Source organism: Microbacterium sp. NPDC055599, from assembly GCF_053618975.1.
On sequence record NZ_JBSHIM010000001.1, the window covers coordinates 52,642 to 76,650 of the forward strand.

Below are 24,009 nucleotides of genomic sequence, written 5' to 3' on the forward strand. Positions count from 1 at the left end.
GCTAACGTCGAAGAGCAGCCACTGTCCGGGCAGGTCGAGCGTTCCGCTCCCCCCGGAGAAGGACTGTCCTCCTCACCCGGATACGGCTGCGCCCGATACATGACGACGAGTGTGAGGACCATACGTGACGAACAGTGAACGAGTAGCGATCATCGGTGCCGGCCCCTCGGGGATGGCACAGCTGCGGGCCTTCGAGTCCGCGGCCCGTGCGGGGGCGGACATCCCCGACCTGGTCTGCTTCGAGAAGCAGGCCGACTGGGGCGGCCAGTGGAACTACACCTGGCGCACCGGACTGGACGAGTTCGGCGAGCCCGTGCACTCCAGCATGTACCGCAACCTGTGGTCGAACGGCCCGAAGGAGGCGCTGGAGTTCGCCGACTACACCTTCGACGAGCACTTCGGCCGTCCGATCTCGTCATATCCGCCGCGCCCCGTGCTGTGGGACTACATCGCCGGACGCCTCGCGAAGACGCGGGTGCGCGACCTGATCCGCTTCCAGACCGCCGTGCGCTGGGTGGAGTTCGACGAGGAGCGCGAGGTGTTCACGCTCACCAGCGAGCACCTGCCCACCGGAGCGACAACCACGGAGGAGTTCGACCGCGTGGTGGTGGCCAGCGGGCACTTCTCCCTCCCGAACGTGCCGCACGTCGACGGCATCGAGACCTTCCCCGGATCGATCTCGCACGCGCACGACTTCCGCGGTGCCGAAGCGCTGGCCGGCCGCGACGTGCTCGTGATCGGGTCGAGCTACTCCGCGGAGGACATCGGCAGCCAGGCGTTCAAGATGGGCGCCCGCTCCGTCACCGCCAGCTACCGCTCCGCGCCGATGGGGTACGACTGGCCGGAGGGCTTCGAGGAGCGTCCGGTCGTGCAACGGTTCGACGGCAGCGTGGCGCATTTCGCCGACGGCACCTCCACGCGCGTGGATGCGGTGATCCTCTGCACCGGCTACCTGCACCGGTACCCCTTCCTCCCGGGCGACCTCGCACTGTCGTCGCCCAACAACGTCTACCCGGACGGGCTCTACCGCGGTGTGCTGTGGCAGCAGAACCCGCGGCTGGCGTACCTGGGCGCGCAGGATCAGTGGTTCACGTTCAACATGTTCGACGCGCAGGCGTGGTTCGTGCGCGACGTGATCCTCGGTCGCATCGAGCTCCCCGACGAGGCGGAGCGGGCGGCCTCGATCGCGCAGTGGCGGGAGCGCTTCGACCGGATCGACTCGGCGGCGACCGAGATCCGCTTCCAGGCGGACTACATCCGCGACCTCCTGGAGTGCACCGACTATCCGGCGTTCGACCTCGACCGCGTCGTCGAGATCTTCCTGGCGTGGAAGCGCGACAAGAAGGCGGACATCATGGGGTACCGCGACCGCGTGTACGCCTCGGTCATGACGGGCACCCTCGCCGCCGTGCATCACACGCCCTGGCTGGAGGAGCTCGACGACTCGCTCGACCGCTACCTCGACGTGGACCCGGATGCCCGTGGCGCGGCGCTGCTCACCGGCGACGCGGCGGCGGACGACGACGACCGCGAGGCGTTGCTGCCCGCCTGATCGGATTCGTCGGGGTGCTCTCGCGACGATCAGCCCCCTGGGCGGCGCGAGAGCACCTCGTCGGGTGCCGTCCTTGGCGGGGTAAAGGGCGGAGCCCGACGCCACCGTCCGCTGCACCCAACGGTTCGGTGGCGACAGGGGTAGCGTGACACCGGGTCACGCGCTCCACAAGATCAGCGGCGGGCGATCACCCGGGTGATGTCCGCTTTCGTCGACGTCGGTGTTACACCGCAGACTGCTGGTGTTACACTTGACGCATGCCGACCAAGCACCCGCGGACCAACATCACGCACACGCCGCAGGTCGCCCGCGCCCTTGACGTGGCACGACGGCGGTGGCCGGAGGAGGAGCGCGACAGTGCCCTGATCCTCCTCCTTCTCGAAGAGGGCGCCCGCGCCGTCGAAGAGCACGCGGATGAGGGTGATGCCCGGCGGGCGCAGCGACTCCGTTCTCTCGCCGGACGGTACTCGGGTGTCTACGGCGACGATTACCTGGAGCGCGTCCGCGAAGGCTGGGACGAGTGATCGTCGTCGACGCGGGTGTGCTCATCGGTCTGCTCGACGACCGCGACGCGCACCACCGGGCGGCACTGGAGATGCTCGAGCGCACGCCGCCGCCGTACCTGGTGCATCCGCTCACGCTCGCCGAAGTGCTGGTCGGGCCGGCCAGGGTCGGTCGCGAGGCTCAGGCCTGGGACGACCTGAAAGAGATCGGCGTCGAGGTCGCGGCCCTCGGCCCTGACGAGCCGCTGGCTCTTGCACGGTTGCGCGCCGAGCACCGGTTGAAGATGCCGGACACGTGTGTGCTCGCCACGGCCGTGCATCACGGATGCCGTCTCGCGACGTTCGACCGTCAGCTGGCCGCGGCCGCCGCGCGCAGCGGACACGCGCTCGACTGACCGCGCCGTCACTGCGCGCGGACGACACCCCGTCGGCGGCCGACCCACACGACCAGTGCGGCGGTGGCGAGGATGATCGCGGCGATCAGCAACACGTACAGCGCCACGGTCCCGTAGCCGCCCGGCTGGTGCGGGTTGAGGAACGGGTAGGGGTACCACCAGTGCTCGCCCGTCCCCGGGGAGACCACGAGGTTCGCGCGCACCAGGGTGTACACGACCCAGACGATCGGGAAGACCGCCGCGACCGCGACGGCGCTCCACCGCAGTGCGCGTCGACGCGGGGCGACCAGCACGTCGAGCAGCATCAGCAGGGGGATCACCACGTGCAGCACCTCGTTCGACCACGCGACCGTGGCACCCTGCGGCAGGGCGATGCCGCGCAGGAGGGTGTTGTAGACGACGCCGGTCACGATCATGTAGCTGCTCGCGCACATCAGCAGGACCGCGAGCCAGCGCGGCTCGGGGTCGGTCGTGTCGCGGTGGCGCAGCGCCCACACGGCCCCGGCGGCGAGGGCGACCGCCGCGAGCACGTTCGACTCGATCGTGAAGAAGCTGAAGAAGTTCGCGATCACGGTGGGGAGGTGGCCGCCCCACGCGGTGTCGGCGTCGCGCGCGATCTCCAGCGTGCGCAGGAGCTGGGCGACGATGGCCGCCACGGCGAGAGCCGATGCCGCGAGCCGCGCGTAGGGCCACCACCGTGTCATACCGACCTCCGTCGCACACTGTAGCGGCACGGTCGTCGTGACGGCCCGTGCGGGATCGGAAACGGGCGGTCGAGGGCCAGCGGAGGTGCCTTCCCGATCCCGCACGCTCCGGAGGCCGAGGGCCGGAGGGGTGTCGGAGGCCGCCCGATAGGATGGGGACGCCCGAAGAGGGCCAGCTCATCGGCCGGTGCAAACCCGGCGAAAGCAGGGGAGAACCCATGCCAGGAATCGTGATCGTCGGCGTGCAGTGGGGCGACGAAGGAAAGGGCAAGGCCACCGATCTTCTCGGTGAGCGCACCGACTGGGTGGTGAAGTTCAACGGCGGCAACAACGCCGGGCACACCGTGGTCGTCGGCGACGAGAAGTACGCGCTGCACCTGCTGCCCTCCGGCATCCTGTCGCCCGGGGTCACCCCGGTCATCGGCAACGGCGTGGTCATCGACCTGGAGGTGCTGTTCTCGGAGCTCGAGGCCCTGTCGGCCCGCGGCATCGACGTGTCGCGCCTCAAGGTCAGCGCGAACGCGCACATCATCACGCAGTATCACCGCACGCTCGACAAGGTCACCGAGCGCTTCCTCGGCAAGCGCAACATCGGCACGACAGGCCGCGGCATCGGTCCCGCGTACGCCGACAAGATCAACCGCGTCGGCATCCGGGTGCAGGACCTGTTCGACGAGAACATCCTGCGCCAGAAGGTGGAGGGCGCGCTCGACCAGAAGAACCACCTGCTGGTGAAGGTCTTCAACCGTCGCGCCGTCACGTGCGACGAGATCGTCGACGACCTGCTGTCGTACGCCGAGCGGCTGCGCCCGATGGTCGCCGACACCGGCTACCTCATCGACCAGGCCCTGAACCGCGGCGAGGTCGTGGTGTTCGAGGGCGGCCAGGCCACCATGCTCGACATCGACCACGGCACCTACCCGTTCGTCACGTCGTCGTCGGCGACGGCCGGTGGGGCCTCGACGGGTTCCGGTGTCGGTCCCGGTGCGCTCGACCGCATCGTCGGCATCGTCAAGGCGTACACGACGCGCGTGGGCTCCGGCCCGTTCCCGACCGAGCTGTTCGACGAGCAGGGCGAGTGGCTGCGCAAGCAGGGCTTCGAGTTCGGCACCACGACCGGGCGGCCGCGCCGCGTCGGCTGGTACGACGCGCCGATCACCCGCTACGCCACGCGCATCAACGGCATCACCGACCTCGTGCTGACCAAGCTCGACATCCTCACCGGGCTCGAGCAGATCCCGGTGTGCGTTGCCTACGACGTCGACGGGGAGCGCTTCGACGAGGTTCCGGTGAACCAGACCGACTTCCACCACGCGAAGCCGATCCTGGAGTACTTCCCCGGCTGGAGCGAGGACATCTCGACCGCGCGCACCTTCGAGGACCTGCCGCAGACGGCGCAGGACTACGTGCTGGCGCTGGAGCAGATGAGCAACACGCGCATCTCGGTGATCGGCGTGGGCCCCGAGCGCGACCAGGTGATCGTGCGCCACGATCTGCTCGACTGATCGAGGGGAGACGACCGTGACGCGCTTCTGGCTCGGCGGCTACGGCCCCGCGATGGACGGCTCCGCCGAGGGCATCGGCGTGCTCGCGGGCGACGAGGGTCGTGAGGCGAGCACTCTCGCGTATCGCGGGGCGGTGACGGCGACCCCGTCGCCGTCGTGGCTCGCGCAGCACCCGGGTCTCGACGTGGTGTACGCGGCGCTGGAGGGTGATGCGGCCGTGCAGGCCTTCGCGCGCACGGGTGACACGGCCCTCGCGCCCCTGGGCGATCCGGTGGCGACGGGCGACGGCGTGTGCCACGTCGCGGTGTCTCCGAACGGGCAGACCCTCATCGCGAGCTGCTACGGCGACGGACGCGTGGTGCGGTTCGGCATCGCGGCGGACGGACGGCTCGTGCCGGCGAAGGAGGATGCGGCGGCGGCACTGCGCGCGGCGCTGTTCGGCGAGGGCGACCCCGACGCCGCCCCCGCGACCCCCGCGGGCGACGGTGTGGCCGCGACCGACCCCTACGGCGGACCGGACCGCGCCTCGCACGCGCACTCGGCCGCGTTCCTGCCCGACGGCCGCGTGGTCACGACCGATCTCGGCTTCGACCTGGTGCGGTTCTGGCGGTTGACCGGCAGCGGGCTGACGCTCGACCAGGAGGTCGTGCTGCCGCAGGGCACGGGACCGCGTCATATGGTCGTGCATCCGAGCGGGCACCTGCACGTGGTCACGGAGTACTCGTGCGAGGTGTTCACCCTGGCGGCGGCGGCCGACGGCACCTGGAGCGTGGTGTCGGCGACGACCGCGAGCCCCGTGGCGCAGGTCGGCAGTGACTTCCCCGCCGAGCTCGCCCGCACGCGCGACGGGCAGTTCCTGTACACGGCGCTGCGCGGCAGCAACACGATCGCGGCGCTGCGTGTGCGCGGCAGCGGGGAGGCGCTGGAGCCGGTGGCGCTCGCCGATTCCGGAGTCGACTGGCCGCGCCATCACCTCGTGTATCAGGGCAAGCTGCTCGTCGCCGGGCAGCGCTCCGACACGGTGACGCTGCTCGACCTCGACGAGCGCACGGGTGCTCCGCTCGGCGTGCGGCATGAGGCGCAGGCCCCGGCGCCCACGAGCATCCTCCCGCTGCGCTGAGCCGATGCGTCGCGGATGCGCGTCATCCGCTTGACCTCAAGGAAACTTGAGGTTCTACGGTCGACCTCATGACCACCGAGACCGGGCGCGCCGCGCCGTCCACGCCACCCACGCCACCCACCCCCCGCATCCTCGGCGGCGAGTACGTGTGGATCACGATCGGCGCGTGCGCCCTGGTGTTCCTCGGCGCGTTCGAGTCGCTGGCGGTGACGACGGTGATGCCCGCCGTGAGCGCCGACCTCGACGGCGAGCGGCTGTATGCGCTCGCCTTCGCCGGACCGCTCGCCACGAGCGTGATCGGCATGGTGGCGGCGGGCAACTGGGCGGATCGACGCGGTCCGGTCGCCCCGCTGTACTCCTCGATCGCGCTGTTCGTGGTCGGCCTCCTGATCGCGGGACTCGCGCCGAGCATGGAGGTGCTGGTGGCCGGCCGGTTCGCGCAGGGCCTGGGCAGCGGCGGGCTCATGGTGGCGCTGTACGTGGTGGTCGCCCGGGTCTATCCGCAGGCGCTGCACCCCGCGATCTTCGCCGGGTTCGCCGCCGCGTGGGTGATCCCCTCGCTGATCGGCCCCACGATCGCGGGCGCGGTGACCGAGCTGTGGAGCTGGCACTGGGTCTTCCTCGGCGTCGTCGTGCTCGTGCTCGTCGCGCTGCTGATGATCGTGCCGGCGCTGCGGGGGCTGTCGAACGAGGGTGACGCGGCGACGCCGTGGGCGGTCGCCCGGCTCGGCTGGTCGGTGCTGGCGGCGGTCGCGGTGCTCGCCCTGAACCTGGTGGGCGACGTGCCCGGCGTCGGCCCGGTGCTGGCCGTGATCGCGGTCGTCGTGGCGCTCATCGCCGTACGACCTCTGGTCCCGCGCGGAACGCTGCGGGCGGTGCGCGGCCTGCCGTCGGTGATCCTGGTGCGCGGCCTCGCCGCTGCCGCGTTCTTCGGCGCGCAGATCTATCTGCCGTATCTGCTCACCGACCGCTACGCCCTGACGCCGACGGTCGCCGGGCTCGCGCTCACCGGCGGCGCCCTCGCGTGGTCGCTCGCCGCGACCGTGCAGGGGCGGATGGGCATGCGGCTGTCGAGCGTGACCGCGGTGCGCCTCGGGACGGCTCTCGTGCTCGGAGGGATCCTGCTGACGGTCGCGATCACCGCGTTCGAGGCGGACGCGGTGCTGATCGCGGCCGCCTGGGGGGTGGCGGGGGCGGGGATGGGCCTGATGAGTCCGCGGTCGAGCGCGCTCACCCTCGCCCTGTCGACCCCGGAGACGCAGGGGTTCAACAGCGGTGCGATGACGGTGGCCGACTCGTTCGGCAGCGCGCTGGCCCTCGCGGTGACGAGCATGGTCTTCCTCGCGCTGGCCGCCGCCGATCCCTTCCTCGGTGTGTTCGCGCTGGCGGCGCTGCTCGCGCTGGCAGCGGCGATGCTCGCGCCGAGGGTTCGCGCCGGGGGTGCCAGCACGGAGGCGCGCGCGTGATCTGGCGACCCGGATCCTCCGCACGGCGGATTCGGGATGCGCGGGATCGGGGAGAGCGGGAGAAGCGATGGCAGGCGGAAGCGGGAGGAGTGCAGACATGACGGGTACGGGTACGGGCACGACGGGCACGGATGTGAGGGGCGGGAACGTGACGGGTGTGGAGACGACGGGTACGGGCACGGATGTGAGGGGCGGCAACGTGACGGGTGTGGAGACGACGGCCGCTCGGCGGGGTGGAGACGGCGCGGCGCCGGTGGCGACGATGGCGGCGATCGTGCAGCGCGAGTTCGGCGAGTCCGACGTGCTGCGGATCGAACGGGTGCCGGTACCGGAGCCCGGCGAGGGCGAGGTGCGCATCCGCGTCGCGGCGGCGGGCGTGCACGCGGTCGACCTCGATATCCGGCGCGACGCGGCGCCCCCGTCGATGCCGCGCCCCGTGCTGCCGATGACCCCGGGGCGCGAGGTCGCGGGGATCGTCGATGCGGTGGGTGCGGGCGTCGACGCCGACCTTCTCGGCGCGCGGGTGGTCGCGCACGTCGGCTTCCGCAGCGGCGGGTATGCGCAGTTCGCCCTCGCGGCGGCTGCTGCGCTCCACCCGGTGCCCGCGCACGTGCCGTTCCCGCAGGCGGTCGCGGCGATCGGCAGCGGGCGCACGGCGCAGCTCGTGTGGCAGGCGGCGCAGATCGGCGCGGACGACGTGGTCCTGGTCACCGGTGCCTCGGGCGGACTGGGCAGCCAGGTCGCGCAGCTCGCGCTCTCGGTCGGGGCGACCGTGGTCGCGCTCCACGGTGGCGAGGCGAAGCGCGCGGTGGTGGCGCAGCTCGGGCGTCGGGTCGAGCACTCGGCCGGGCGCCTGCTGCCGCTCGATGCGACCGACGACGCGTGGCCGGATCGTCTGACCGGCCTCCTGGACGGCGCGGTGCCGACGGTCCTGCTGGACGGGGTCGGGGGTCCGACGGGACGCGCGGCGCTCGAGTCGCTCGGGCGCGGCTCCCGCGTCGTGGTCATCGGATGGTCGAGCGGCGAACTCCTCCGTGTCGACGGCGACGACATCGTGCAGAACTCGCTCACCGTGACCGTGCCGCTGGGCCGGGCCATCGCCGACCTCCGGGCGCTCGAGACGGCGGCCCTCGCGGCCGTGGCCGGCGGGCGGGTCGACCCGCCCGTCGACGTGTTCCGGTTGACCGATGCCGCCGCCGCGCACGACGCCATCCAGCATCGCCGTCAGCGCGGGAAGGTCGTGCTCGTTCCCGACGCGGAGTGATTTGCGCGGAGGGCATCGGCCTCCCTACTCTGTTGAACGGTGTTCAGGTGAACACCGTTCAGGAAGGACACCCGATGACCCCCACCTCCCGCGACACCGGTGCGACGCTCGGCCGCATCGCCGTCTTCGCCGCCCTCATCATCGTGCTCGGCACGGTCGTCGTGCCGCTGCCCGGCGGGGTGCCGATCACCGCGCAGACCCTCGGCGTGATGCTCGCCGGACTCGTCCTCGGGCCGCGCGTCGCCCCGCTGTCGATCCTGGTCGTGCTCGCGCTCGCCGCGATCGGCCTGCCGGTGCTCGCGGGCGGACGCGGCGGCGTCGGCGTGTTCGTGGGGCCGACCGCGGGGTACATGCTCGGCTGGATCGCGGGCGTCGTCGTGATCGGGCTCGTCCTGCGCACCGGTCGCCCGGCGTGGTGGCGGGTCGCGCTCTCCGCGCTCGTCGGCGGGGTGCTCGTGGTGTACGCGTTCGGCATCCCCGTCCAGGCCCTCGTCACGGGAGTGCCGCTCGACCTCACGGCGCTGTCGGCCCTCGCGTTCCTCCCCGGCGATCTGATCAAGGTCGCCGCGGCCACGCTGATCGTGGTGGCGCTGCGCCGGGCGTACCCGCGGGCGTTCGCGGACGCGCGCGAGCGCGCCGCCGTCGCCTGACGCCGCCACCCGCTCCGACGCTCCGGTCGCCGTCGCCTGCCGACGCGACCGGAGTGCTCCGGGGAGTTTCGGCGCGGCGGGAACAACGCGCCCGTGACTCGACGTTCGTCATGAGCAAGACTTGCCTGACACGGGCGACGGAGAGGTGCGACGCATGACTGCCGACAAGACCGACGAGTACGACCTGATCGTGGTGGGTGCGGGACCGGTGGGCGAGAACGTCGCCGACAGGGCCGTGCAGGGCGGGCTCACCGCCATCATCGTGGAGAGCGAACTGGTGGGCGGCGAGTGCTCCTACTGGGCGTGCATGCCGTCGAAGGCGCTGCTGCGCTCGGCGCAGGCGCTGCGGGCGGCGCAGCATGTGGCCGGGGCGTCGCAGGCGGTGACCGGCACGCTCGACGTGCGGGCCGTGTTCGAGCGCCGCGACAGCTTCACGAGCAACTGGTCGGACGACGGGCAGGTGTCGTGGCTGCAGTCGGCCGGCATCGACCTGGCGCGCGGCCACGGGCGTCTCACGGGCGAGCGCGAGGTCACCGTGACCGACGCCGACGGCGGCACCCGGGTGCTGCGGGCCCGGCACGCGGTCGCGATCAGCACGGGCTCCGACGCCGTGATCCCGCCGATCGACGGGCTCCGCGAGGCCTCCCCGTGGACGAGTCGCGAGGCCACCAGCGCCGAAGAGCTGCCGGAGAGCCTCGCGGTGATCGGCGGCGGTGTCGTCGCGGTCGAGATGGCCACGGCGTACGCCGCCCTCGGCTCGCGCGTGACCCTGCTCGCGCGCAGCGGGCTGCTGGGCGGCATGGAGCCGTTCGCGGGGCAGCGCGTGACGGCCGGCCTCGAAGAGCTCGGCGTCGACGTGCGCACGAACACCGGCACCACGACGGTGCGCCGCGGCGACGACGGCGTGACCATCACGCTCGACAGCGGCGAGGAGGTCACGGCCGCCGAGGTGCTCGTCGCGACCGGCCGTTCGCCGCGCAGCGCCGATATCGGCCTGGAGGTCGTGGGGCTCGAACCCGGACGCTGGATCGAGACCGACGACACGCTGCGGGTGCCCGGGGTGGACTGGCTGTACGCGGTCGGCGACGTGAACGGGCGGGTGCTGCTGACCCACCAGGGCAAGTACCAGGCGCGGGCGGCGGGCGACGTGATCGCAGCCAGGGCGAACGGCGGCGAGGTCGACGACGCCCCGTGGGGCCGGCACGCCGCGACGGCCGATCACGCCGCGGTCCCCCAGGTCACCTTCTCCATCCCGGAGGTCGGCTCCGTCGGACTCACTGAGGCCGCGGCGCGCGAGGCGGGCACGGCCGTGCAGGTCGTGGACTACGACCTCGGGTGGGTCGCCGGCGCGAGCCTGTACGAGGATGGGTTCGCCGGGCAGGCGCGACTCGTGATCGACACCGACCGCGACGTCGTGATCGGGGCGACCTTCGTCGGCCCGGAGGTGGCGGAGCTCGTGCAGGCCGCGACCGTCGCGATCGTGGGCGAGGTGCCCATCGCGCGCCTGTGGCACGCGGTGCCCTCGTACCCGACCATCAGCGAGATCTGGCTGCGACTCTTGGAGGGCTACGGGCGCGACTCGGCGTGAGCCGGGCAATCCGATCCCGCGAGCGCACCGAACACGATCCGGATTGTTTCTCATATTGACGACCCCGCGCGCAAGGCATCACCCGATGTCGGACGCGTCTTATACGCTCGAACCCACATCCGAGGAGGCAGGACCATGAAGGCTGTACTCGCAGGAACCGTGATCGCCGAGGCCGCACAGGACGACCTCATCCGCATCGAGGGCAATTGGTACTTCCCGCCCGCATCCGTCTCGCCCGACGTGCTCGTCGAGAGCCCCACGCCGTACACGTGTCCGTGGAAGGGCGAGTGCCAGTACTACTCCATCGAGGCCGACGGAGAGCTGCACAAGGATCTCGCCTGGTCGTACCCGCACCCGTACCCGTCGGCGTTCGACCGCGTCGGAAAAGACTTCTCGGGCTACGTCGCCTTCGCCCCGGGCGTCGAGGTGTCGGCCTGAGCCGCGCCCTCGCCCGCACGACCGTCGGAGAGAACCCCTCATGATCGAGTTCCGCAACGTCACCAAGCGCTTCCCCGACGGGACGCTCGCGGTGAACGACTTCAGCCTGGTGCTGCCGTCGCGCAAGACCACCGTGTTCGTCGGTTCGTCCGGCTGCGGCAAGACCACGCTGCTGCGCATGATCAACCGCATGGTCGAGCCCACGTCGGGGGAGGTCGAGATCGACGGGGAGAGCGTGCTCGCCGGCGATGCGGTGGCCCTGCGCCGCCGCATCGGCTACGTCATGCAGAACTCCGGCCTCATGCCGCACTTCAGCGTGATCGACAACGTCTCCACCGTGCTGCGCCTGAACGGCGTGAAGCGCAAGGAGGCGCACGAGCGGGCGCGCGAGCTGATGACCACGGTCGGCCTCGACCACGCTCTGGCCGACCGCTACCCGAGCCAGCTCTCGGGCGGGCAGCAGCAGCGCGTCGGCGTGGCCCGCGGTCTCGCCGCCGACCCGAACATCCTCCTGATGGACGAGCCCTTCGGCGCGGTCGATCCCATCGTGCGCGCCGACCTCCAGCAGGAGACGCTGCGGCTTCAGCACGAGCTCGACAAGACGGTCGTGTTCGTCACGCACGACATCGACGAGGCGTTCCTGCTGGGCGACCAGGTGGTCATCCTCGACAAGGGCGCCAGGGTCGTGCAGGTGGGCAGCCCGAGCGAGATCATCGAGAATCCGGCCGACGAGTTCGTCTCCGCGTTCATCGGCGCCGACCGTGGCCGCCGGGCGCTGCACCTCAAGCAGACGCCGCGCGGCACGGTCGTGGTCGACTCCGAGGGCCGCACCCAGGGCGCGATCGTCGACGCCCCCGACGACGTGGTCGACGAGGCGGCCGCGGCGAAGGCGGCCCCGTGAACTGGGCGGTCGACAACCTCGGCCTGATCCTCGACCTCACCGTCGCGCATCTGCGGCAGAGCGTCGTGCCGATCGTGCTCGGTTTCGTGCTGTCGCTGCCGCTCGGGTGGGTGGCCTGGCGCTACCGCCTGGTGCGCGGCCCGATCATCGCGCTCACGGGCCTGCTGTACACGATCCCCTCGCTCGCGCTGCTGATCCTCCTGCCCGCGGTGCTGGGCTACTCCGCGATCAGCGAGCCGAACCTGGTGATCGCCCTCACGATCTACGCGGTCGCCATCCTGGTGCGCGCGGTCGCCGACGGCCTCGACTCGGTGGACGACGACGTGCGGCAGGCCGCCACCGCGACCGGTTTCGCACCGTTCCGTCGTTTCTGGGCTGTCGAGTTCCCGCTCGCCGGCCCGGTGATCCTGGCGGGGCTGCGTGTCACGGCCGTCAGCACGATCTCGCTCGCCACGGTCGGCATCCTGATCGGCGTGCGCAACCTCGGGTACCTGTTCACCGACGGTCTGCAGCGCCGCATCATCGAGGAGGTCTTCGCGGGCGTGGTCGCGGTCGTCGTGATCGCCCTGATCGTCGACCTGCTGCTCCTCCTGGTCGGCAGGGCGCTCATGCCCTGGACGAGAGCGGTCACCAAGACGGCGACGAAGGCGGCGGTCGGCCGCACGGCGGCGATCGGATCGGCCGCATGAACCTGTTCGCGGAGGCCTTCGCGTGGCTGTTCTCGCCCGACCGCTGGCAGGGCGCGTACTCGCTGCCGGTGCTGTTCGGGCAGCACATCTTCTACACGGTCGTCTCGGTGGTGATCGCCGCGGTGATCGCCGTGCCGCTCGGGTGGCTGATCGGGCACACGGGTCGCGGTCGGGAGATCGCCGTCGCGGTCTCCGGAGCGGCGCGCGCCATCCCGTCGTTCGGCCTCATGGTGCTCCTGGTGCTGCTGCTGGGCGTGCTGCGCACCCCGCTCGCGGCGATCATCACGTTCGTGCTGCTCGCGATCCCGTCGCTGCTGGCGGGCGCGTACACCGGACTCGAGGCCATCGACCGCCGGGTGCTCGACGCGGCGCGGGCCATGGGCATGACCGAGTGGCAGGTGTTCTGGAAGGTCGAGGTGCCGCTCGGGCTTTCGCTGCTCGTCGGTGGCCTGCGCTCGGCGCTCCTGCAGGTCATCGCCACGGTCACGATCGCCGCCTACGTGAACCTGGGCGGTCTCGGCTGGCCGATCATCCAGGGCATCCCCCTGCGCCGCTTCGATCAGGTGCTCGGCGGCGCGATCCTCGTCGCGGTGCTCGCCCTCATCGTCGACCTCCTGCTCGCCCTCGCGCAGCACGCCGCCGTCCCGCGCGGCGTGCGCACCCGTCCGCAGCGTCGCCGGGCCAAGGCGCCCGTCGCCGCGCCCGCTCCGGCGACCGCCTGAACCACAGCGCCACCGAGGCCACAGCATCCGTCCGAACCACAGCATCCGCAGGTCCCAGAGAAGAGGAAGTCCCATGTTCACCGCACGCACGTCCCGCTTCGCCCTCGCCGGCGGCGCCGCGATCGCCGCAGCGCTCGTCCTCGCCGGCTGCACCAGCAGCAACCCGCTCGACACCCCCACGGAGGACTCCGGTTCGGGTGGCAGCGACACCATCGTGATCGGCTCGCAGGCGTACTACTCGAACGAGATCATCGCCGAGATCTACGCCCAGGCGCTGGAGGCGGCCGACTTCACCGTCGAGCGCAAGTTCAGCATCGGTCAGCGCGACGCCTACATGCCCGACGTGGAGTCCGGCGCGATCGACCTGTTCCCGGAGTACACGGGCAACCTGCTCGAGTACCTCGACAAGGACGCCACCGCCACCAGCCCGGAAGACGTCTACGCCGCACTGCAGGAGACCCTGCCCGACGGCCTCACCGCCCTCGACTACGCCGAGGCGACCGATCAGGACACCTACACGGTGCTGAAGAGCTTCGCGGAGGAGAACGGCCTCACGACGATCGCCGACCTGTCGAAGGTCACCACCCCGGTCACGATCGGCGCGGCGCCGGAGTTCGAGCAGCGCCCCTACGGCCCCGCGAAGGCCAAGGAGGTCTACGGCGTGGACCTGGCGTTCTCGGCCACGGGCCCGACCACGCTCGAGTCGCTGCTGGCCGGTGAGATCCAGGTGGCCGACATCTACTCGGCCGACCCGGCTTTCCAGACCGAGGACATCGTGTCGCTGGAAGACCCGGAGAACATCATCCTGGCGTCCAACGTCGTGCCGATCGCGTCGAGCGATGTGGCCGACGAGATCGCCGACGTGATCAACGGCATCAGCGAGAAGCTGACGGCCGAGGAGCTCGTGGCCCTCAACGTGCAGAGCACGGTCGACAAGAAGTCGGCGGAGGAGATCGCGAAGCAGTGGCTGGCCGACAACGACCTCGCCTGAGCTGAGCTCGACGGAAGCGCCCGGTCCCTCGCGGGGCCGGGCGCTTTCGTGTGCGTGCGTGAGTCGACGTTCGACGCGACGGTTGATCAGCGATAGTCCCTGCCGTCGCAACTCACGGCATCGTCGAACTTCCCGGAGGCGGCAGCATCGGCATCGAACTTCTTCGTCGGGATGACGGCGACCTCCACGGACTTCGCGTCCGGGATGCTCTCGGCGTCGGCGCAGCTGGCCACCACCGTCCACGACTTCCCTGGTTGGTCCTGAGAGAACGAAGCCGCCTCTCCGATCCTGGGTGATGCGTCCTGGATGAGGAACTCGGCGTCGTGAGGGACGGCCGCGGTCACCTCGGCCAACGTCTTCCCCACGACATCGCTGGCGTCCAGAGCGGTCGCCGTGCACCCACTCAGGAGAACCGCCACCGCCGCCAGACCTCCGAGCCTTGCCGCGCCTTGTTTCACAGACCGCAAGAGATGACCGTGCTATAGGGATCGTAAGCAGTCAATGCTTCGCTGGTTCCTACTGTCTGCCAACGAGTAGGTCCGACTCTTGGCTTGTACCCCTGCTGCTTCTGAAGCCGATAGTGATACTGGGTGCCAAGTGCGCGTGCCCGCCAGATCTGTCCTGCTTTGAGCGCCGGCGACGTGCAACTTACTGATGTTGTCACGGCGTTCGACGAACTGATGCTCAACCCCGCAGAAACTTCCGCGCGACTGGCGCCGAGACTCAGCTGGATACTGCGCGTTGCGGTCTTACCTTGAGAAACAGTGCAGGTGCCACCGTCCGTCGTAATCTGGCAAGCGCCGATCTGGGCTCCGCGGACATAAGTGCTCGAGGTCTTACCAATTACGGTGTATCGATAGACGGATGCTTCCGCAGCCTGACCGATTGCAATCCCTCCCAACGCGAGCGCCGCGACGGCGGCACTGTATCCGAGATACTTCTTCTTTCGCATGACGGTCTCCGTTCTCCGTTGAACCCCGCCAATGGCGCACTCGCACCGATTCCACGCGATGCTCGCTCGGGACCGGATCCGCGTTCAACTCCGTATCCCTGGAATAACCGCATCGAGTTCCGCACGTCCGAGTGCTGTGGTAGCCGCACATCGCCGTGCCGCACAGTCGATGGCTGGTCTCGACTGCATCGAGCCGGATGACACCCGCCGACCGTCGAGGCTAGGTGCGGGCGTCCTGGCGGGGAACCAGGACCTGCTTGATGATGATGAGGATCGACGCGGTCACGGGCACAGCGACCAGGGCGCCGAGCAGACCGAGCAGTGTGCCGCCGGCCAGCGCCCCGATGACCACGAGCGAGCCGGGCACGGCCACGGCGCGGTTCATGACCCGCGGGGTGAGCACATACGCCTCGATCTGCATGTAGACGAGGTAGATCGCGGCGAAGATCAGCGCCGCGATCGGGTTGGTGAACAGCGCGAGTCCCGTGCCGATGATCCAGAAGAGCACAGAGCCGACGAGGGGGATGAGCGTCACGCAGAACGCGATCGCGGCCATGAGCGGCGGGAACGGCAGGCCGAGCACCGCGTACAGGATGAGGGCGAGGGTCGCGTTGCAGAACGCCAGCACGACCATGCCCATCACGTAGCCGCCCACGGAGTCGGTGATCTGCTCGCTGATGTCGCTCGCGCGGTCCCGGTCGCGCGCGGGCGCCAGGCGCAGCAGACCCTGCTTCATGGCCGGGAGCGTCGCGAGGAAGTAGAGCGTTAGCACCAGCACCACGATCGCGCCGGAGATGCCGGAGGCGATCGAGGCGCCCACCGCGAGGGCTCCGCCGCCGATGGTGGCGAGGTTGCCGATGTCGGACAGGAAGCTCTGCACCTCGCCGACGAGGTCTTGGAACTGGTCGCCGAACTGGTCGTTGAGGGTCTTGTAGAGGTCGGTTCCGGTGAAGTCCTGGACCATGCCGGGGACGGACCGGACGAACTCGGCGATCTGGTCGACGACGATCGGGATGATCATCCACAGCACCAGACCGAAGACCACGATGAGGGCGACGATCGTGATGACGACGGCGATGGCCCGGGAGAGGCCGCGCCGTTCCAGGAAGCGCACCGCCGGATCGAGGCCGAGCGCGCCGAACAGGGCGAGCGCGATGTAGATGAGCACGGTGGACAGGTTCCACAGGGCGAGGCCGATCACGAACGCGCCGAGACCGCCCAGGGTGACCAGGAAGCCGAACACGAACGGCCGGTCGATGCGTGTCCAGAACGAGCGGCTGGGTGTGGTCGGCTCGATCACCACCGGACGCGGCGGGGTCGCGGTGGTCGCGGGAGCCGCGGCGTCGGGCGGTCCGGGGAGCGCGGCATCGACGGGTGCCGGGGCCGCGTCCGAGGGCTGCGGGAGCGCGTCGTCGTGGGAGGCGGGGGCCGGCGACTCGTCGTTGCTCATGTGCACACGATAGCGCTGGACCCCCGCCGGTCAGGGGTGCCCCTCGCCCCTAGAGTGGGGGGATGACCGCCGTAGAGGATCCGAAGGCCGAGCTGCTCCGTCTGCGCGCCACCATCGACAACATCGATGCGGCGCTGATCTTCATGCTGGCCGAGCGGTTCCGCGCCACGCAGCAGGTGGGGCACCTCAAGGCCGAGCACGCGATGCCCCCGTCCGACCCGAAGCGCGAGGAGCAGCAGGTCGCCCGGCTGCGCGCGCTCGCCGAAGAGGCGCACCTCGACCCCGAGTTCGCGGAGAAGTGGTTCAACTTCGTGGTCGCCGAGGTCATCCGCCACCACACCGAGGCCGCCGAGAGCCGCTGACCTCAGCGGTCCCGCAGCATCCGGTCGCGCACCTCGCGCCGCAGCACCTTGCCGATGAGGGACCGCGGGAGCTCATCCACCGCGACGATCCGGCGCGGCACCTTGTAGGCGGTCAGCCGGGTGCGGCAGAAGTCGCGCAGCGCCTCAACGTCCGGCACCGCACCCTCACGGAACACCACGGCCGCCGCGACCTCCTCACCGCCGCTCGACCGCGGCAGGCCCACGACCGCGGCCGCCACGACATCGGGGTGGGCGTCGAGCGCATCCTCCACCTCGCTGGGCGACACGTTGAAGCCGCCCGTGATGATGAGCTCCTTGCGGCGGTCCACGATCGTCACGAACCCGTCGGGCGAGACCTCGGCGATGTCGCCCGAGCGCAGCCAACCGCCCGGGAGGAGGGCCTCGGCCGTCTCGCCGGGGCGCTGCCAGTACCCCTGGAACACCTGGGGACCGCGGATCAAGAGCTCCCCGCGCTCGCCGGCGGGGACGTCCTTCTCCGGGTCGTCGGGGTCGACGAGCCGGATCTCGGTGCTGGGGAACGGCACGCCGACGGTGCCCGGTCGTCGCGTGGGTCCCATGGGGTTGCCGAGCGCGACGGGAGACGCCTCGGTCATGCCGTACCCCTCCACGAGCAGTCCTCCGGTCGCGTCCTCCCAGCGCCGCACGGTCGCGACGGGCAGGCTCATCGCCCCGGATATCGCGAAGCGCACGCGGGACAGGTCGATGGTGCCGCGTCCGGCCGCCCGGGCGAGCTGGTCGTAGATGGGCGGCACGGCCGGCAGGAACGTGGGCGGGCGCGTGCGGGCGGCCGTCGTCACCAGGCCCAGGTCGAACGTGGGGAACAGCACCACGGTCGCGCCGATGCTGAGCGCGAAGGTGAGGCACAGCGTCATGCCGTAGGCGTGGAACAGCGGCAGCACGGCGTAGAACGTCTCCTCCCCGTCGCGCAGTCCCGGCACCCAGGCGCGACCCTGCATCGCGTTCGCGCGGAGGTTCGCATGACTGAGGATCGCCCCCTTCGGGGTGCCCGTCGTCCCGCTCGTGTACTGCAGCAGCGCGGTGTCGCCGAGTGCGGGCGCCGGCACGCGGCGGGAGATGCGGCCGTGACCGAGGAGCCCCTTCCACGGCCGTACGTGGCGTGCGCGCGGTGCGGCGGTGAGCTTGGCCCGCGACTCCCTGGCCTTCGGAAGGGGCAGTCGGAGCAGGAACCGCTTCGACCACGGCATCGCGGTCGTGATGTCGACGCTCACGATGTGGTCGACGCGCACGTCGTCGGGGAAGCCGTCGATCGTGTCGGCGACCTTGTCCCACACGATCGCGACGCGGGCGCCGTGGTCCTCGAACTGGTGGCGCAGCTCGCGGGCGGTGTAGAGCGGGTTGTGCTCGACGACGATGGCGCCCAGGCGGAGCACGGCGTAGAACGCGACCACATGCTGCGGGCAGTTGGGCAGCACGAGGGCGACCCGGTCGCCGGCGCTCACCCCGAGGCGCCGCAGACCCTCCGCCGCGTGGTCGATCTGCGCGCCGAGCTCGCGGTAGGTCGTCACCGCGCCGAAGAACTCCAGCGCGGGACGGCGGCCGTACCGGCGGACGCTCGCCGTCATCATCTGCGGCAGCGTCTGTGTCGGCTCGTCGATCTCGGCGGGGACGCCCTCCGCGTACGCGGCGAGCCAGGGGCGGGTCGAGAGACGGGAGTCGGTCATGTTCTCATCCTGCGTCACGCGCGCGCATGGCGCGGCCCCCTTGACGGGGGTCAGACCGCGAGCACACGTCCGGTGATGACGCCCTCGACGGCGCGCACGTAGGCGCGACCCACCTCCTCGTCGGTGACGGGGCGGTGGCCGGGGAAGCTGTCGAAGTAGCCGGGGGAGTTGGCGAGCACGTCGGGGGAGACGGCGTTGATGCGGATGCCGCGCGGCGCCTCGGCGGCGGCGGTGAGCACGAACGACTCCAGGGCGCCGTTGGCCATCGCGGCGGCGGCCCCGGTGGCGAGGGGCTCCCGGGCGAGCACCCCGCTGGTCAGCGTGATCGAGCCGCCGTCGGCGACGACGGGAAGGGCCTCGCGCACCACGTCGAGCTGGGCGAGCGTCTTGCCCGTGAACGCCGCGAGGTAGTCGTCGCGGCTCAGGTCGCCGAGCGGCCGGAACGGCACGGAGCCGACCGCCACCACGACCGCATCGACGCGTCCGACGCGCGCGAACAGCTCGCGGATCGACGACGGATCGGTCACGTCCACGCGCTCATCGCCGCTGCGGGAAGCGCGGATCACCTCGTGGCCGCGGGTCTCCAGGGTCGCGGCCACCACGCCGCCGATGCTGCCGGTCGCGCCGATCACCAGTGCCTTCATGGGTGCCTCCGTGGGGTCGCTTGCTTCCGCGCGCAGACGCGCACCGCTCGAGTCTTGCACCCTTCGCGACGGGAGGGTCCGCGAGGGCCAGGGTGTCGGCGGGACGGGCTCAGCGGGGGCTGAACGCTGCAGCGACCACGCGGGCGGCGGCCCCGCGCAGCACCGCGTCGTCGAGCGTGCTGGAGGCGACCGCGGGCCCGAGCGAGGGGTGCGACGCCGCGCGGACCGCGGTCGCCGTGGCCTCGACGAACGCGGGTGTGGCGATGTCGGACGGTCCGCTCAGCAGGATCGACGGAAGGTCGACGGCCGCGGCGATCACGGAGAGCGAGGTGCCCAGTCGCGCCCCGGCCTCGGCGAGCACCGCGTCTTGGTCCGCGCCGGGCTCGTCGAGACGGCGGCGCAGCGCGGGCGTCGACGCCCACGCGTGCACGCAGCCGTCGCGACCGCACAGGCAGCGGTCGCCGGGGTCTCCGCCGGCAACCACATGGGCGAGCTCGCGGGCGCCGATCGACCGCTCGACGGGCGCGCCGTCGTCGCCCACCACCCGGATCGCGGTGCCGATGCGACCGCCGAGGCGCACGAGCAGGAAGTCGGTGCCGACCGCGCCGAACCGCAGCTCCGCGTCGGCGACCAGGTCGGCGTCGTCGAACACGTGCACCGGCAGGGCGAGGTCGTCGGCCAGACGCGGCCCGAGGCCGAGCAGAGCGGGCGATCCGGACGGGGCGCCGATGCCGATGCCGAGCGGGGCGCTGCTCGCACGCCCGGCCAGGTCGACGGCGAGGGCGGCGATCGCGGTGGGATCCGCGTCGTCCACCGCGAGGTCGGCACGGTGGTCGATGCGGCCGTCGGGGGTCGCGAGGGCGCCGGTGATCCGTCCGGGAGTGCTGAGGTCGAGGGCGATCACCTGCACGGCGCGCTGGTCGAACTCGAGCATGACGGCCGGCTTCCCCGGACGGGCGTCCTGGCTCATGCCGCTCTCGCGGATCACGCCGTCGTCGAGCAGGTCGCGCACGACCTCGGAGATCGTGGGCCGGGCGAGCCCGGTGAGGCGGGACAGGTCGGCGCGGCTCGCCGCCGCCTGCTCCATGAGGGTGCGCAGCACGAGGGCGCGGTTGCGTTCACGGATGGCGCGCGCGTGGGTGGGTGCCGAGACTCGTGCCCGGTCGCCGGGGCGCTCTAGGATCTGGGGGTAGTGCACGTCGTTCCTCCCCGCTCCGCCCGGACGACTAAGTTTAATGAATAAACTAACTGGGTCGAGCGTACGGAGCGCTGTGCGCGCTGTCAATCACCGCACCCACCCCCGGGGGACCGTGAGCATGTTCACCACCGACGACGCGCTGGACACCCAGGCCGCCGTCCGCCGTGCGAACCTGCGTCGAGCCCTGCAGCTCGTGTTCCAGGCGTCTGGCACCCAGACCCGCGCCGGCATCGCCCGGGCGACCGGGCTCACCGCCGCCACCTCCTCCTCGCTCGTCGCCGAGCTGATCGACAGCCGGCTGGTGGTCGAGGGCGAGCAGGCCGTCAGCACCGGCGGCAAACGCGCCACCACCCTGAGCGTCGACGGCGCCCACCACCTGATCCTCGTGCTCGTCGTGCAGCCCACCAGCGCGCACGTCGCCCTCGTCGCGCTCGACGGGACCGCGCTCGACGCACGCACGGTCGCCTACACCCCCGCGACGCGCGACCGCGTGCTCGACGACACGGTGGCCGAGGCGGCGGCCCGCTTCGGCGCCCGGCTCCTCGCCGTCGGCGTGCAGCTGCCCGGCACCACCGACGGGCGGACGGTGCTGGAGAGCGTGCAGCTGGAGTGGCAGGACGTGCCGCTGGCCGAGCGCTTCGAGGCCATCGCGGGCGCGCCCGTGCTGCTGCTCAACGACGTCGACGCGGAGGCCATCGCCGAGGCCGGGATGGACGAGACGCCGTCGGGCTACCGGCTGTTCGTGCACCTCGGCGGCGGAGTCGGTGCGGCGGTCACCCTCGACGGCGAGCTCGCCCCGGGGCCGCGCGACCGTGCGGGCGAGATCGGGCACGTGCAGGTCGTGTTCGGAGACGCCGCGCGCCCGTGCCGGTGCGGCCAGCGCGGGTGCCTGGAGTCCGCCGCCGCGCTCGGGCCCATGCTGGGCGAGGACTTCACCGACGAGCTCGACCTCCCGGCCGTGCGCGCCCTCGTCGCCCGCGCCGACCAGGGGCAGATCGACGAGGGTGCCCGTGCGCTCGCCCGTGCGGTCAAGCTGATCAGCGCCCTGCTCGACCCGATCGAGGTCGTGATCGGCGGTCCGGCGACCGAGCTGGGACCCCGGTTCCTGGAGCGCGTGCGGGAGGAGTCCGGCTATCCGGCGCGTGGCACCCAGCAGCCGCCCATCCGCTACGCCGACCCCCGGGTCCCGCTCTCCGCCGGTGCCGCGCAGGCCGCGCTCACCGCCGCGCTCGGGGTGCGCTGGAGTCCGCAGCAGCTGCGCGCCGCCGCGGCCCCCCGCCCCTGAACCCGCCCGCGCGGGCTACTTCACGCTGCCCGCGGTGAGGCCGCCGACCAGGCGCTTCTCGATCAGCATGAACAGGATGATCACCGGCAGGATCGCGACGATCGAGACGCCGAACACGTACTGCCAGCTGGTCTCGTACTGACCCACGAACTTCGTCAGCGCCACCGACAGCGGCTGGTTCTTGTCGGTCGACAGGATCACGAGCGACGCGGCGAACTCGTTCCAGCAGGCCACGAAGGTGAACACGATCGCGGTGACGATGCCCGGCCACACGAGCGGCAGGTTGATGCGGAAGAGCACCGTCAGGCGTCCTGCGCCGTCGATCTGCGCCGCCTCATCGACCTCCTTGGGGATGCCCGCGAAGAAGGAGTGCATGATCCACACCGCGAACGACAGGTTGAACGCGGCGTTGATGAAGATCATCGCGGCCCACGTGTCGCCGAGGCCGAGCGTGGTGAACTGCCGGAACAGACCCGACGTGAGCACGGCCGGCTGCAGCATCTGCGTGACGATCACGAGGAACAGGAACACCATGCGGCCGGGGAACGTGAACCGCGCCGTGTAGTACGCGGCCGGGAGCGACACCAGCAGCACGAGCAGCGTCGCGAACACCGAGATGACGATCGTCGACACCAGGTTGTACGGCAGCGGCGTCTCGGGCGTCGACCACATCGTGAGGTAGTTCTCCCAGTGCCACTCGGTCGGGAGGTAGGTCGGGTCGACCGAGCGGATCTGCGCCTTGGTCTTCACCGAGCCGAAGAACATCACGAGGTACGGCAGCACGAAGATCGCCAGCACGAGGAACCCCGCGGCCGTGCGCAGGATCACGCGCGGCAGCGACACCTGGTCGGCGGTGTAGCGGCGCCGACGGCCGGGGATCGGCGGGGTGCGGCGACCACGGGAGTCGGCGGTGGTCACGAGGGCGGTCTCGGTCACGGTCATGATCAGACCTCCTTCATGGGCTTGACGATCTTCACGTACGCCGCGACGATCACGATCACGATGACGAAGGCGACGACGGACAGGGCGCTGGCGACGTCGACCTTCTTCTGCAGCTCGATGTACTTGAAGATCAGGGTCATGATCGTGTCGGCGCCGTAGCCGGGGATCGACCCGGTCATCACCTTGAGGATCGGCAGCGAGTTGAACACGTTGATGATGTTGATGAGGATCGCCACGGCGAGGGCGCTGCGCAGCTGCGGCAGCACGATCGACCAGTAGGTGCGGGCGGGACCGGCGCCGTCCATCTTCGCGGCCTCGATCGCGTCGGCGGGCACGGCCTGCAACCCGGCGAGGATCGTGTACGTGGTGAACGGCAGCGACACGAACACGGCGATCACGATCGACCAGGTGAACGCGGTCGCGGGGTTCTTCGTCCACCCGTAGCCGACCGCGTCGTCGGAGAGACCGATGTCGTAGAGGAACTTGTTGAAGATGCCGAAGTACGGCTCGAGGCTGTAGTAGAACACCATGGTCGTCATCACGACCGAGGCCGCCCACGGCACGATGACGGCCATGCGCACGAGCTGGCGCCCGGGGAACGCCTTGTTGAGGATCTGCGCGAGCCCGAGCGAGATCACCACGGTGAGCGCGACCACCGACACGACCCACACGATCGTGCGGAAGAAGATGGGCCAGAACTCCGCGAACGTGAACACGGTGACGAAGTTGTCGAAGCCGACCGAGCCCTTGTCGAGCCCGGAGAGGGAGATGTCGCGCGTCGAGTTGAAGAACATGACGCCGGCGGGGAACAGCACCACGCCGATGATGAGCACCAGTGCCGGTGCGATCCAGGGCAGCGCCTGGAGGAGGTCCCGTCCGCCGGGGCGGCCGCGACCGGCGGCCCCGGCGTCGGGGGTGGGGGGGGGGGGGGGTGTGGGCCCCGCAAAAGTTGGAGGGGTCTTGGGGTTGGTCTCTGGGGGACCCA

Annotated in this window: 25 protein-coding genes; 16 read left to right on the forward strand and 9 right to left on the reverse strand. The window is 71.0% G+C overall.

Going from position 1 to position 24,009, the window contains the following annotated elements; all coding sequences use genetic code 11:
• Positions 1-124: 124 nt before the first annotated feature.
• The 3 genes from ACWGQ1_RS00275 (at position 125) to ACWGQ1_RS00285 (ending at position 2,450) form a co-directional block, all read left to right on the forward strand.
• Positions 125-1,552: an FAD-dependent oxidoreductase gene (locus tag ACWGQ1_RS00275; protein ID WP_452312117.1), complete on the forward strand. Its 1,428-nt coding sequence runs from the start codon at positions 125-127 to the stop codon at positions 1,550-1,552.
• 257 nt (positions 1,553-1,809) lie between these two features.
• Positions 1,810-2,076 carry a hypothetical protein gene (locus ACWGQ1_RS00280; protein ID WP_136045860.1) on the forward strand — a complete coding sequence of 89 codons (267 nt, stop codon included), beginning with the start codon at positions 1,810-1,812 and terminating at the stop codon, positions 2,074-2,076.
• Positions 2,073-2,450, forward strand: coding sequence for a type II toxin-antitoxin system VapC family toxin (locus ACWGQ1_RS00285; protein WP_168387299.1), 378 nt, complete (start codon positions 2,073-2,075; stop codon positions 2,448-2,450). The genes ACWGQ1_RS00280 and ACWGQ1_RS00285 overlap by 4 nt, the downstream gene beginning before the upstream one ends.
• A gap of 8 nt (positions 2,451-2,458) precedes the next feature.
• On the opposite strand, the gene ACWGQ1_RS00290 is transcribed toward ACWGQ1_RS00285, so the two are convergent.
• The gene (locus tag ACWGQ1_RS00290; protein ID WP_136030835.1) at positions 2,459-3,154 is read right to left on the reverse strand and encodes a Pr6Pr family membrane protein; all 696 of its coding nucleotides are present in this window, start codon (positions 3,152-3,154) and stop codon (positions 2,459-2,461) included.
• A 218-nt stretch (positions 3,155-3,372) separates the two neighbouring features.
• Here ACWGQ1_RS00290 and ACWGQ1_RS00295 point away from each other — a divergent pair, with 218 nt between their 5' ends.
• From ACWGQ1_RS00295 to ACWGQ1_RS00345, 11 genes are all read left to right on the forward strand, one after another.
• Positions 3,373-4,659, forward strand: coding sequence for an adenylosuccinate synthase (locus ACWGQ1_RS00295; protein ID WP_136030841.1), 1,287 nt, complete (start codon positions 3,373-3,375; stop codon positions 4,657-4,659).
• Positions 4,660-4,675: 16 nt separating this feature from the next.
• Positions 4,676-5,779 carry a lactonase family protein gene (locus ACWGQ1_RS00300; protein ID WP_247638076.1) on the forward strand — a complete coding sequence of 368 codons (1,104 nt, stop codon included), beginning with the start codon at positions 4,676-4,678 and terminating at the stop codon, positions 5,777-5,779.
• Between the two features lie 68 nt (positions 5,780-5,847).
• On the forward strand, positions 5,848-7,245 hold the full coding sequence (locus tag ACWGQ1_RS00305; protein ID WP_452312118.1) for an MFS transporter: 1,398 nt from the start codon (positions 5,848-5,850) through the stop codon (positions 7,243-7,245).
• A 97-nt stretch (positions 7,246-7,342) separates the two neighbouring features.
• A complete protein-coding gene (locus ACWGQ1_RS00310) occupies positions 7,343-8,509 on the forward strand; it encodes an alcohol dehydrogenase catalytic domain-containing protein (protein ID WP_452312119.1) in 1,167 nt (388 codons plus the stop codon).
• 74 nt (positions 8,510-8,583) lie between these two features.
• Complete coding sequence (locus tag ACWGQ1_RS00315) at positions 8,584-9,159, forward strand: biotin transporter BioY (RefSeq protein WP_366627299.1); 576 nt, start codon at positions 8,584-8,586, stop codon at positions 9,157-9,159.
• A 154-nt stretch (positions 9,160-9,313) separates the two neighbouring features.
• Positions 9,314-10,747: an FAD-dependent oxidoreductase gene (locus tag ACWGQ1_RS00320; RefSeq protein WP_452312120.1), complete on the forward strand. Its 1,434-nt coding sequence runs from the start codon at positions 9,314-9,316 to the stop codon at positions 10,745-10,747.
• A 135-nt stretch (positions 10,748-10,882) separates the two neighbouring features.
• Positions 10,883-11,185 (forward strand): DUF427 domain-containing protein, encoded by a 303-nt coding sequence (locus ACWGQ1_RS00325; RefSeq protein WP_136033303.1) that lies wholly within the window; start codon positions 10,883-10,885, stop codon positions 11,183-11,185.
• A gap of 40 nt (positions 11,186-11,225) precedes the next feature.
• The gene (locus tag ACWGQ1_RS00330) at positions 11,226-12,086 is read left to right on the forward strand and encodes an ABC transporter ATP-binding protein (RefSeq protein WP_452312121.1); all 861 of its coding nucleotides are present in this window, start codon (positions 11,226-11,228) and stop codon (positions 12,084-12,086) included.
• Positions 12,083-12,775, forward strand: a complete 693-nt coding sequence (locus ACWGQ1_RS00335) for an ABC transporter permease (protein ID WP_136033308.1) — start codon at positions 12,083-12,085, stop codon at positions 12,773-12,775. The genes ACWGQ1_RS00330 and ACWGQ1_RS00335 overlap by 4 nt, the downstream gene beginning before the upstream one ends.
• A complete protein-coding gene (locus ACWGQ1_RS00340) occupies positions 12,772-13,497 on the forward strand; it encodes an ABC transporter permease (RefSeq protein WP_136033310.1) in 726 nt (241 codons plus the stop codon). Before ACWGQ1_RS00335 ends, ACWGQ1_RS00340 begins: the two co-directional genes overlap by 4 nt.
• Positions 13,498-13,570: 73 nt before the next feature.
• Entirely contained in the window at positions 13,571-14,488 is a 918-nt protein-coding gene (locus ACWGQ1_RS00345; protein ID WP_136033312.1) for an ABC transporter substrate-binding protein, read from the forward strand.
• 86 nt (positions 14,489-14,574) lie between these two features.
• On the opposite strand, the gene ACWGQ1_RS00350 is transcribed toward ACWGQ1_RS00345, so the two are convergent.
• The 3 genes from ACWGQ1_RS00350 to ACWGQ1_RS00360 form a co-directional block, all read right to left on the reverse strand.
• On the reverse strand, positions 14,575-14,907 hold the full coding sequence (locus ACWGQ1_RS00350) for a hypothetical protein (protein ID WP_136033314.1): 333 nt from the start codon (positions 14,905-14,907) through the stop codon (positions 14,575-14,577).
• Between the two features lie 35 nt (positions 14,908-14,942).
• Complete coding sequence (locus tag ACWGQ1_RS00355; protein WP_136033316.1) at positions 14,943-15,440, reverse strand: hypothetical protein; 498 nt, start codon at positions 15,438-15,440, stop codon at positions 14,943-14,945.
• A 220-nt stretch (positions 15,441-15,660) separates the two neighbouring features.
• On the reverse strand, positions 15,661-16,890 hold the full coding sequence (locus ACWGQ1_RS00360; RefSeq protein ID WP_136033318.1) for an AI-2E family transporter: 1,230 nt from the start codon (positions 16,888-16,890) through the stop codon (positions 15,661-15,663).
• A gap of 62 nt (positions 16,891-16,952) precedes the next feature.
• Here ACWGQ1_RS00360 and ACWGQ1_RS00365 point away from each other — a divergent pair, with 62 nt between their 5' ends.
• Positions 16,953-17,252: a chorismate mutase gene (locus ACWGQ1_RS00365; protein WP_136033320.1), complete on the forward strand. Its 300-nt coding sequence runs from the start codon at positions 16,953-16,955 to the stop codon at positions 17,250-17,252.
• A gap of 2 nt (positions 17,253-17,254) precedes the next feature.
• Here ACWGQ1_RS00365 and ACWGQ1_RS00370 read toward each other — a convergent pair whose 3' ends face one another.
• The 3 genes from ACWGQ1_RS00370 to ACWGQ1_RS00380 all read right to left on the reverse strand — a co-directional run bounded on the left by ACWGQ1_RS00370 (position 17,255) and on the right by ACWGQ1_RS00380 (position 20,797).
• Entirely contained in the window at positions 17,255-18,955 is a 1,701-nt protein-coding gene (locus tag ACWGQ1_RS00370; protein ID WP_136033323.1) for a long-chain-fatty-acid--CoA ligase, read from the reverse strand.
• A 50-nt stretch (positions 18,956-19,005) separates the two neighbouring features.
• Positions 19,006-19,599, reverse strand: a complete 594-nt coding sequence (locus tag ACWGQ1_RS00375) for a short chain dehydrogenase (RefSeq protein WP_452312122.1) — start codon at positions 19,597-19,599, stop codon at positions 19,006-19,008.
• Between the two features lie 109 nt (positions 19,600-19,708).
• Complete coding sequence (locus ACWGQ1_RS00380) at positions 19,709-20,797, reverse strand: ROK family transcriptional regulator (protein ID WP_452312123.1); 1,089 nt, start codon at positions 20,795-20,797, stop codon at positions 19,709-19,711.
• Positions 20,798-20,915: 118 nt separating this feature from the next.
• Here ACWGQ1_RS00380 and ACWGQ1_RS00385 point away from each other — a divergent pair, with 118 nt between their 5' ends.
• A complete protein-coding gene (locus tag ACWGQ1_RS00385; RefSeq protein ID WP_247638084.1) occupies positions 20,916-22,082 on the forward strand; it encodes an ROK family protein in 1,167 nt (388 codons plus the stop codon).
• 15 nt (positions 22,083-22,097) lie between these two features.
• Here ACWGQ1_RS00385 and ACWGQ1_RS00390 read toward each other — a convergent pair whose 3' ends face one another.
• Positions 22,098-23,024, reverse strand: a complete 927-nt coding sequence (locus ACWGQ1_RS00390) for a carbohydrate ABC transporter permease (RefSeq protein ID WP_205814344.1) — start codon at positions 23,022-23,024, stop codon at positions 22,098-22,100.
• 2 nt (positions 23,025-23,026) lie between these two features.
• On the reverse strand, positions 23,027-24,009 hold a 983-nt coding region (locus ACWGQ1_RS00395; RefSeq protein ID WP_452312124.1), incomplete at its 5' end, for an ABC transporter permease subunit.

Excerpts from the sequence above, each read along its gene's own strand:
- ACWGQ1_RS00280 (WP_136045860.1), top strand. The coding sequence starts at position 1,810 with ATGCCGACCAAGCACCCGCGGACCAACATCACGCACACGCCGCAGGTC.
- ACWGQ1_RS00290 (WP_136030835.1), bottom strand. The coding sequence starts at position 3,154 with ATGACACGGTGGTGGCCCTACGCGCGGCTCGCGGCATCGGCTCTCGCC.
- ACWGQ1_RS00295 (WP_136030841.1), top strand. The coding sequence starts at position 3,373 with ATGCCAGGAATCGTGATCGTCGGCGTGCAGTGGGGCGACGAAGGAAAG.
- ACWGQ1_RS00305 (WP_452312118.1), top strand. The coding sequence starts at position 5,848 with ATGACCACCGAGACCGGGCGCGCCGCGCCGTCCACGCCACCCACGCCA.
- ACWGQ1_RS00310 (WP_452312119.1), top strand. The coding sequence starts at position 7,343 with ATGACGGGTACGGGTACGGGCACGACGGGCACGGATGTGAGGGGCGGG.
- ACWGQ1_RS00315 (WP_366627299.1), top strand. The coding sequence starts at position 8,584 with ATGACCCCCACCTCCCGCGACACCGGTGCGACGCTCGGCCGCATCGCC.
- ACWGQ1_RS00320 (WP_452312120.1), top strand. The coding sequence starts at position 9,314 with ATGACTGCCGACAAGACCGACGAGTACGACCTGATCGTGGTGGGTGCG.
- ACWGQ1_RS00325 (WP_136033303.1), top strand. The coding sequence starts at position 10,883 with ATGAAGGCTGTACTCGCAGGAACCGTGATCGCCGAGGCCGCACAGGAC.
- ACWGQ1_RS00330 (WP_452312121.1), top strand. The coding sequence starts at position 11,226 with ATGATCGAGTTCCGCAACGTCACCAAGCGCTTCCCCGACGGGACGCTC.
- ACWGQ1_RS00340 (WP_136033310.1), top strand. The coding sequence starts at position 12,772 with ATGAACCTGTTCGCGGAGGCCTTCGCGTGGCTGTTCTCGCCCGACCGC.
- ACWGQ1_RS00345 (WP_136033312.1), top strand. The coding sequence starts at position 13,571 with ATGTTCACCGCACGCACGTCCCGCTTCGCCCTCGCCGGCGGCGCCGCG.
- ACWGQ1_RS00355 (WP_136033316.1), bottom strand. The coding sequence starts at position 15,440 with ATGCGAAAGAAGAAGTATCTCGGATACAGTGCCGCCGTCGCGGCGCTC.
- ACWGQ1_RS00360 (WP_136033318.1), bottom strand. The coding sequence starts at position 16,890 with ATGAGCAACGACGAGTCGCCGGCCCCCGCCTCCCACGACGACGCGCTC.
- ACWGQ1_RS00365 (WP_136033320.1), top strand. The coding sequence starts at position 16,953 with ATGACCGCCGTAGAGGATCCGAAGGCCGAGCTGCTCCGTCTGCGCGCC.
- ACWGQ1_RS00370 (WP_136033323.1), bottom strand. The coding sequence starts at position 18,955 with ATGACCGACTCCCGTCTCTCGACCCGCCCCTGGCTCGCCGCGTACGCG.
- ACWGQ1_RS00375 (WP_452312122.1), bottom strand. The coding sequence starts at position 19,599 with ATGAAGGCACTGGTGATCGGCGCGACCGGCAGCATCGGCGGCGTGGTG.
- ACWGQ1_RS00385 (WP_247638084.1), top strand. The coding sequence starts at position 20,916 with ATGTTCACCACCGACGACGCGCTGGACACCCAGGCCGCCGTCCGCCGT.
- ACWGQ1_RS00390 (WP_205814344.1), bottom strand. The coding sequence starts at position 23,024 with ATGACCGTGACCGAGACCGCCCTCGTGACCACCGCCGACTCCCGTGGT.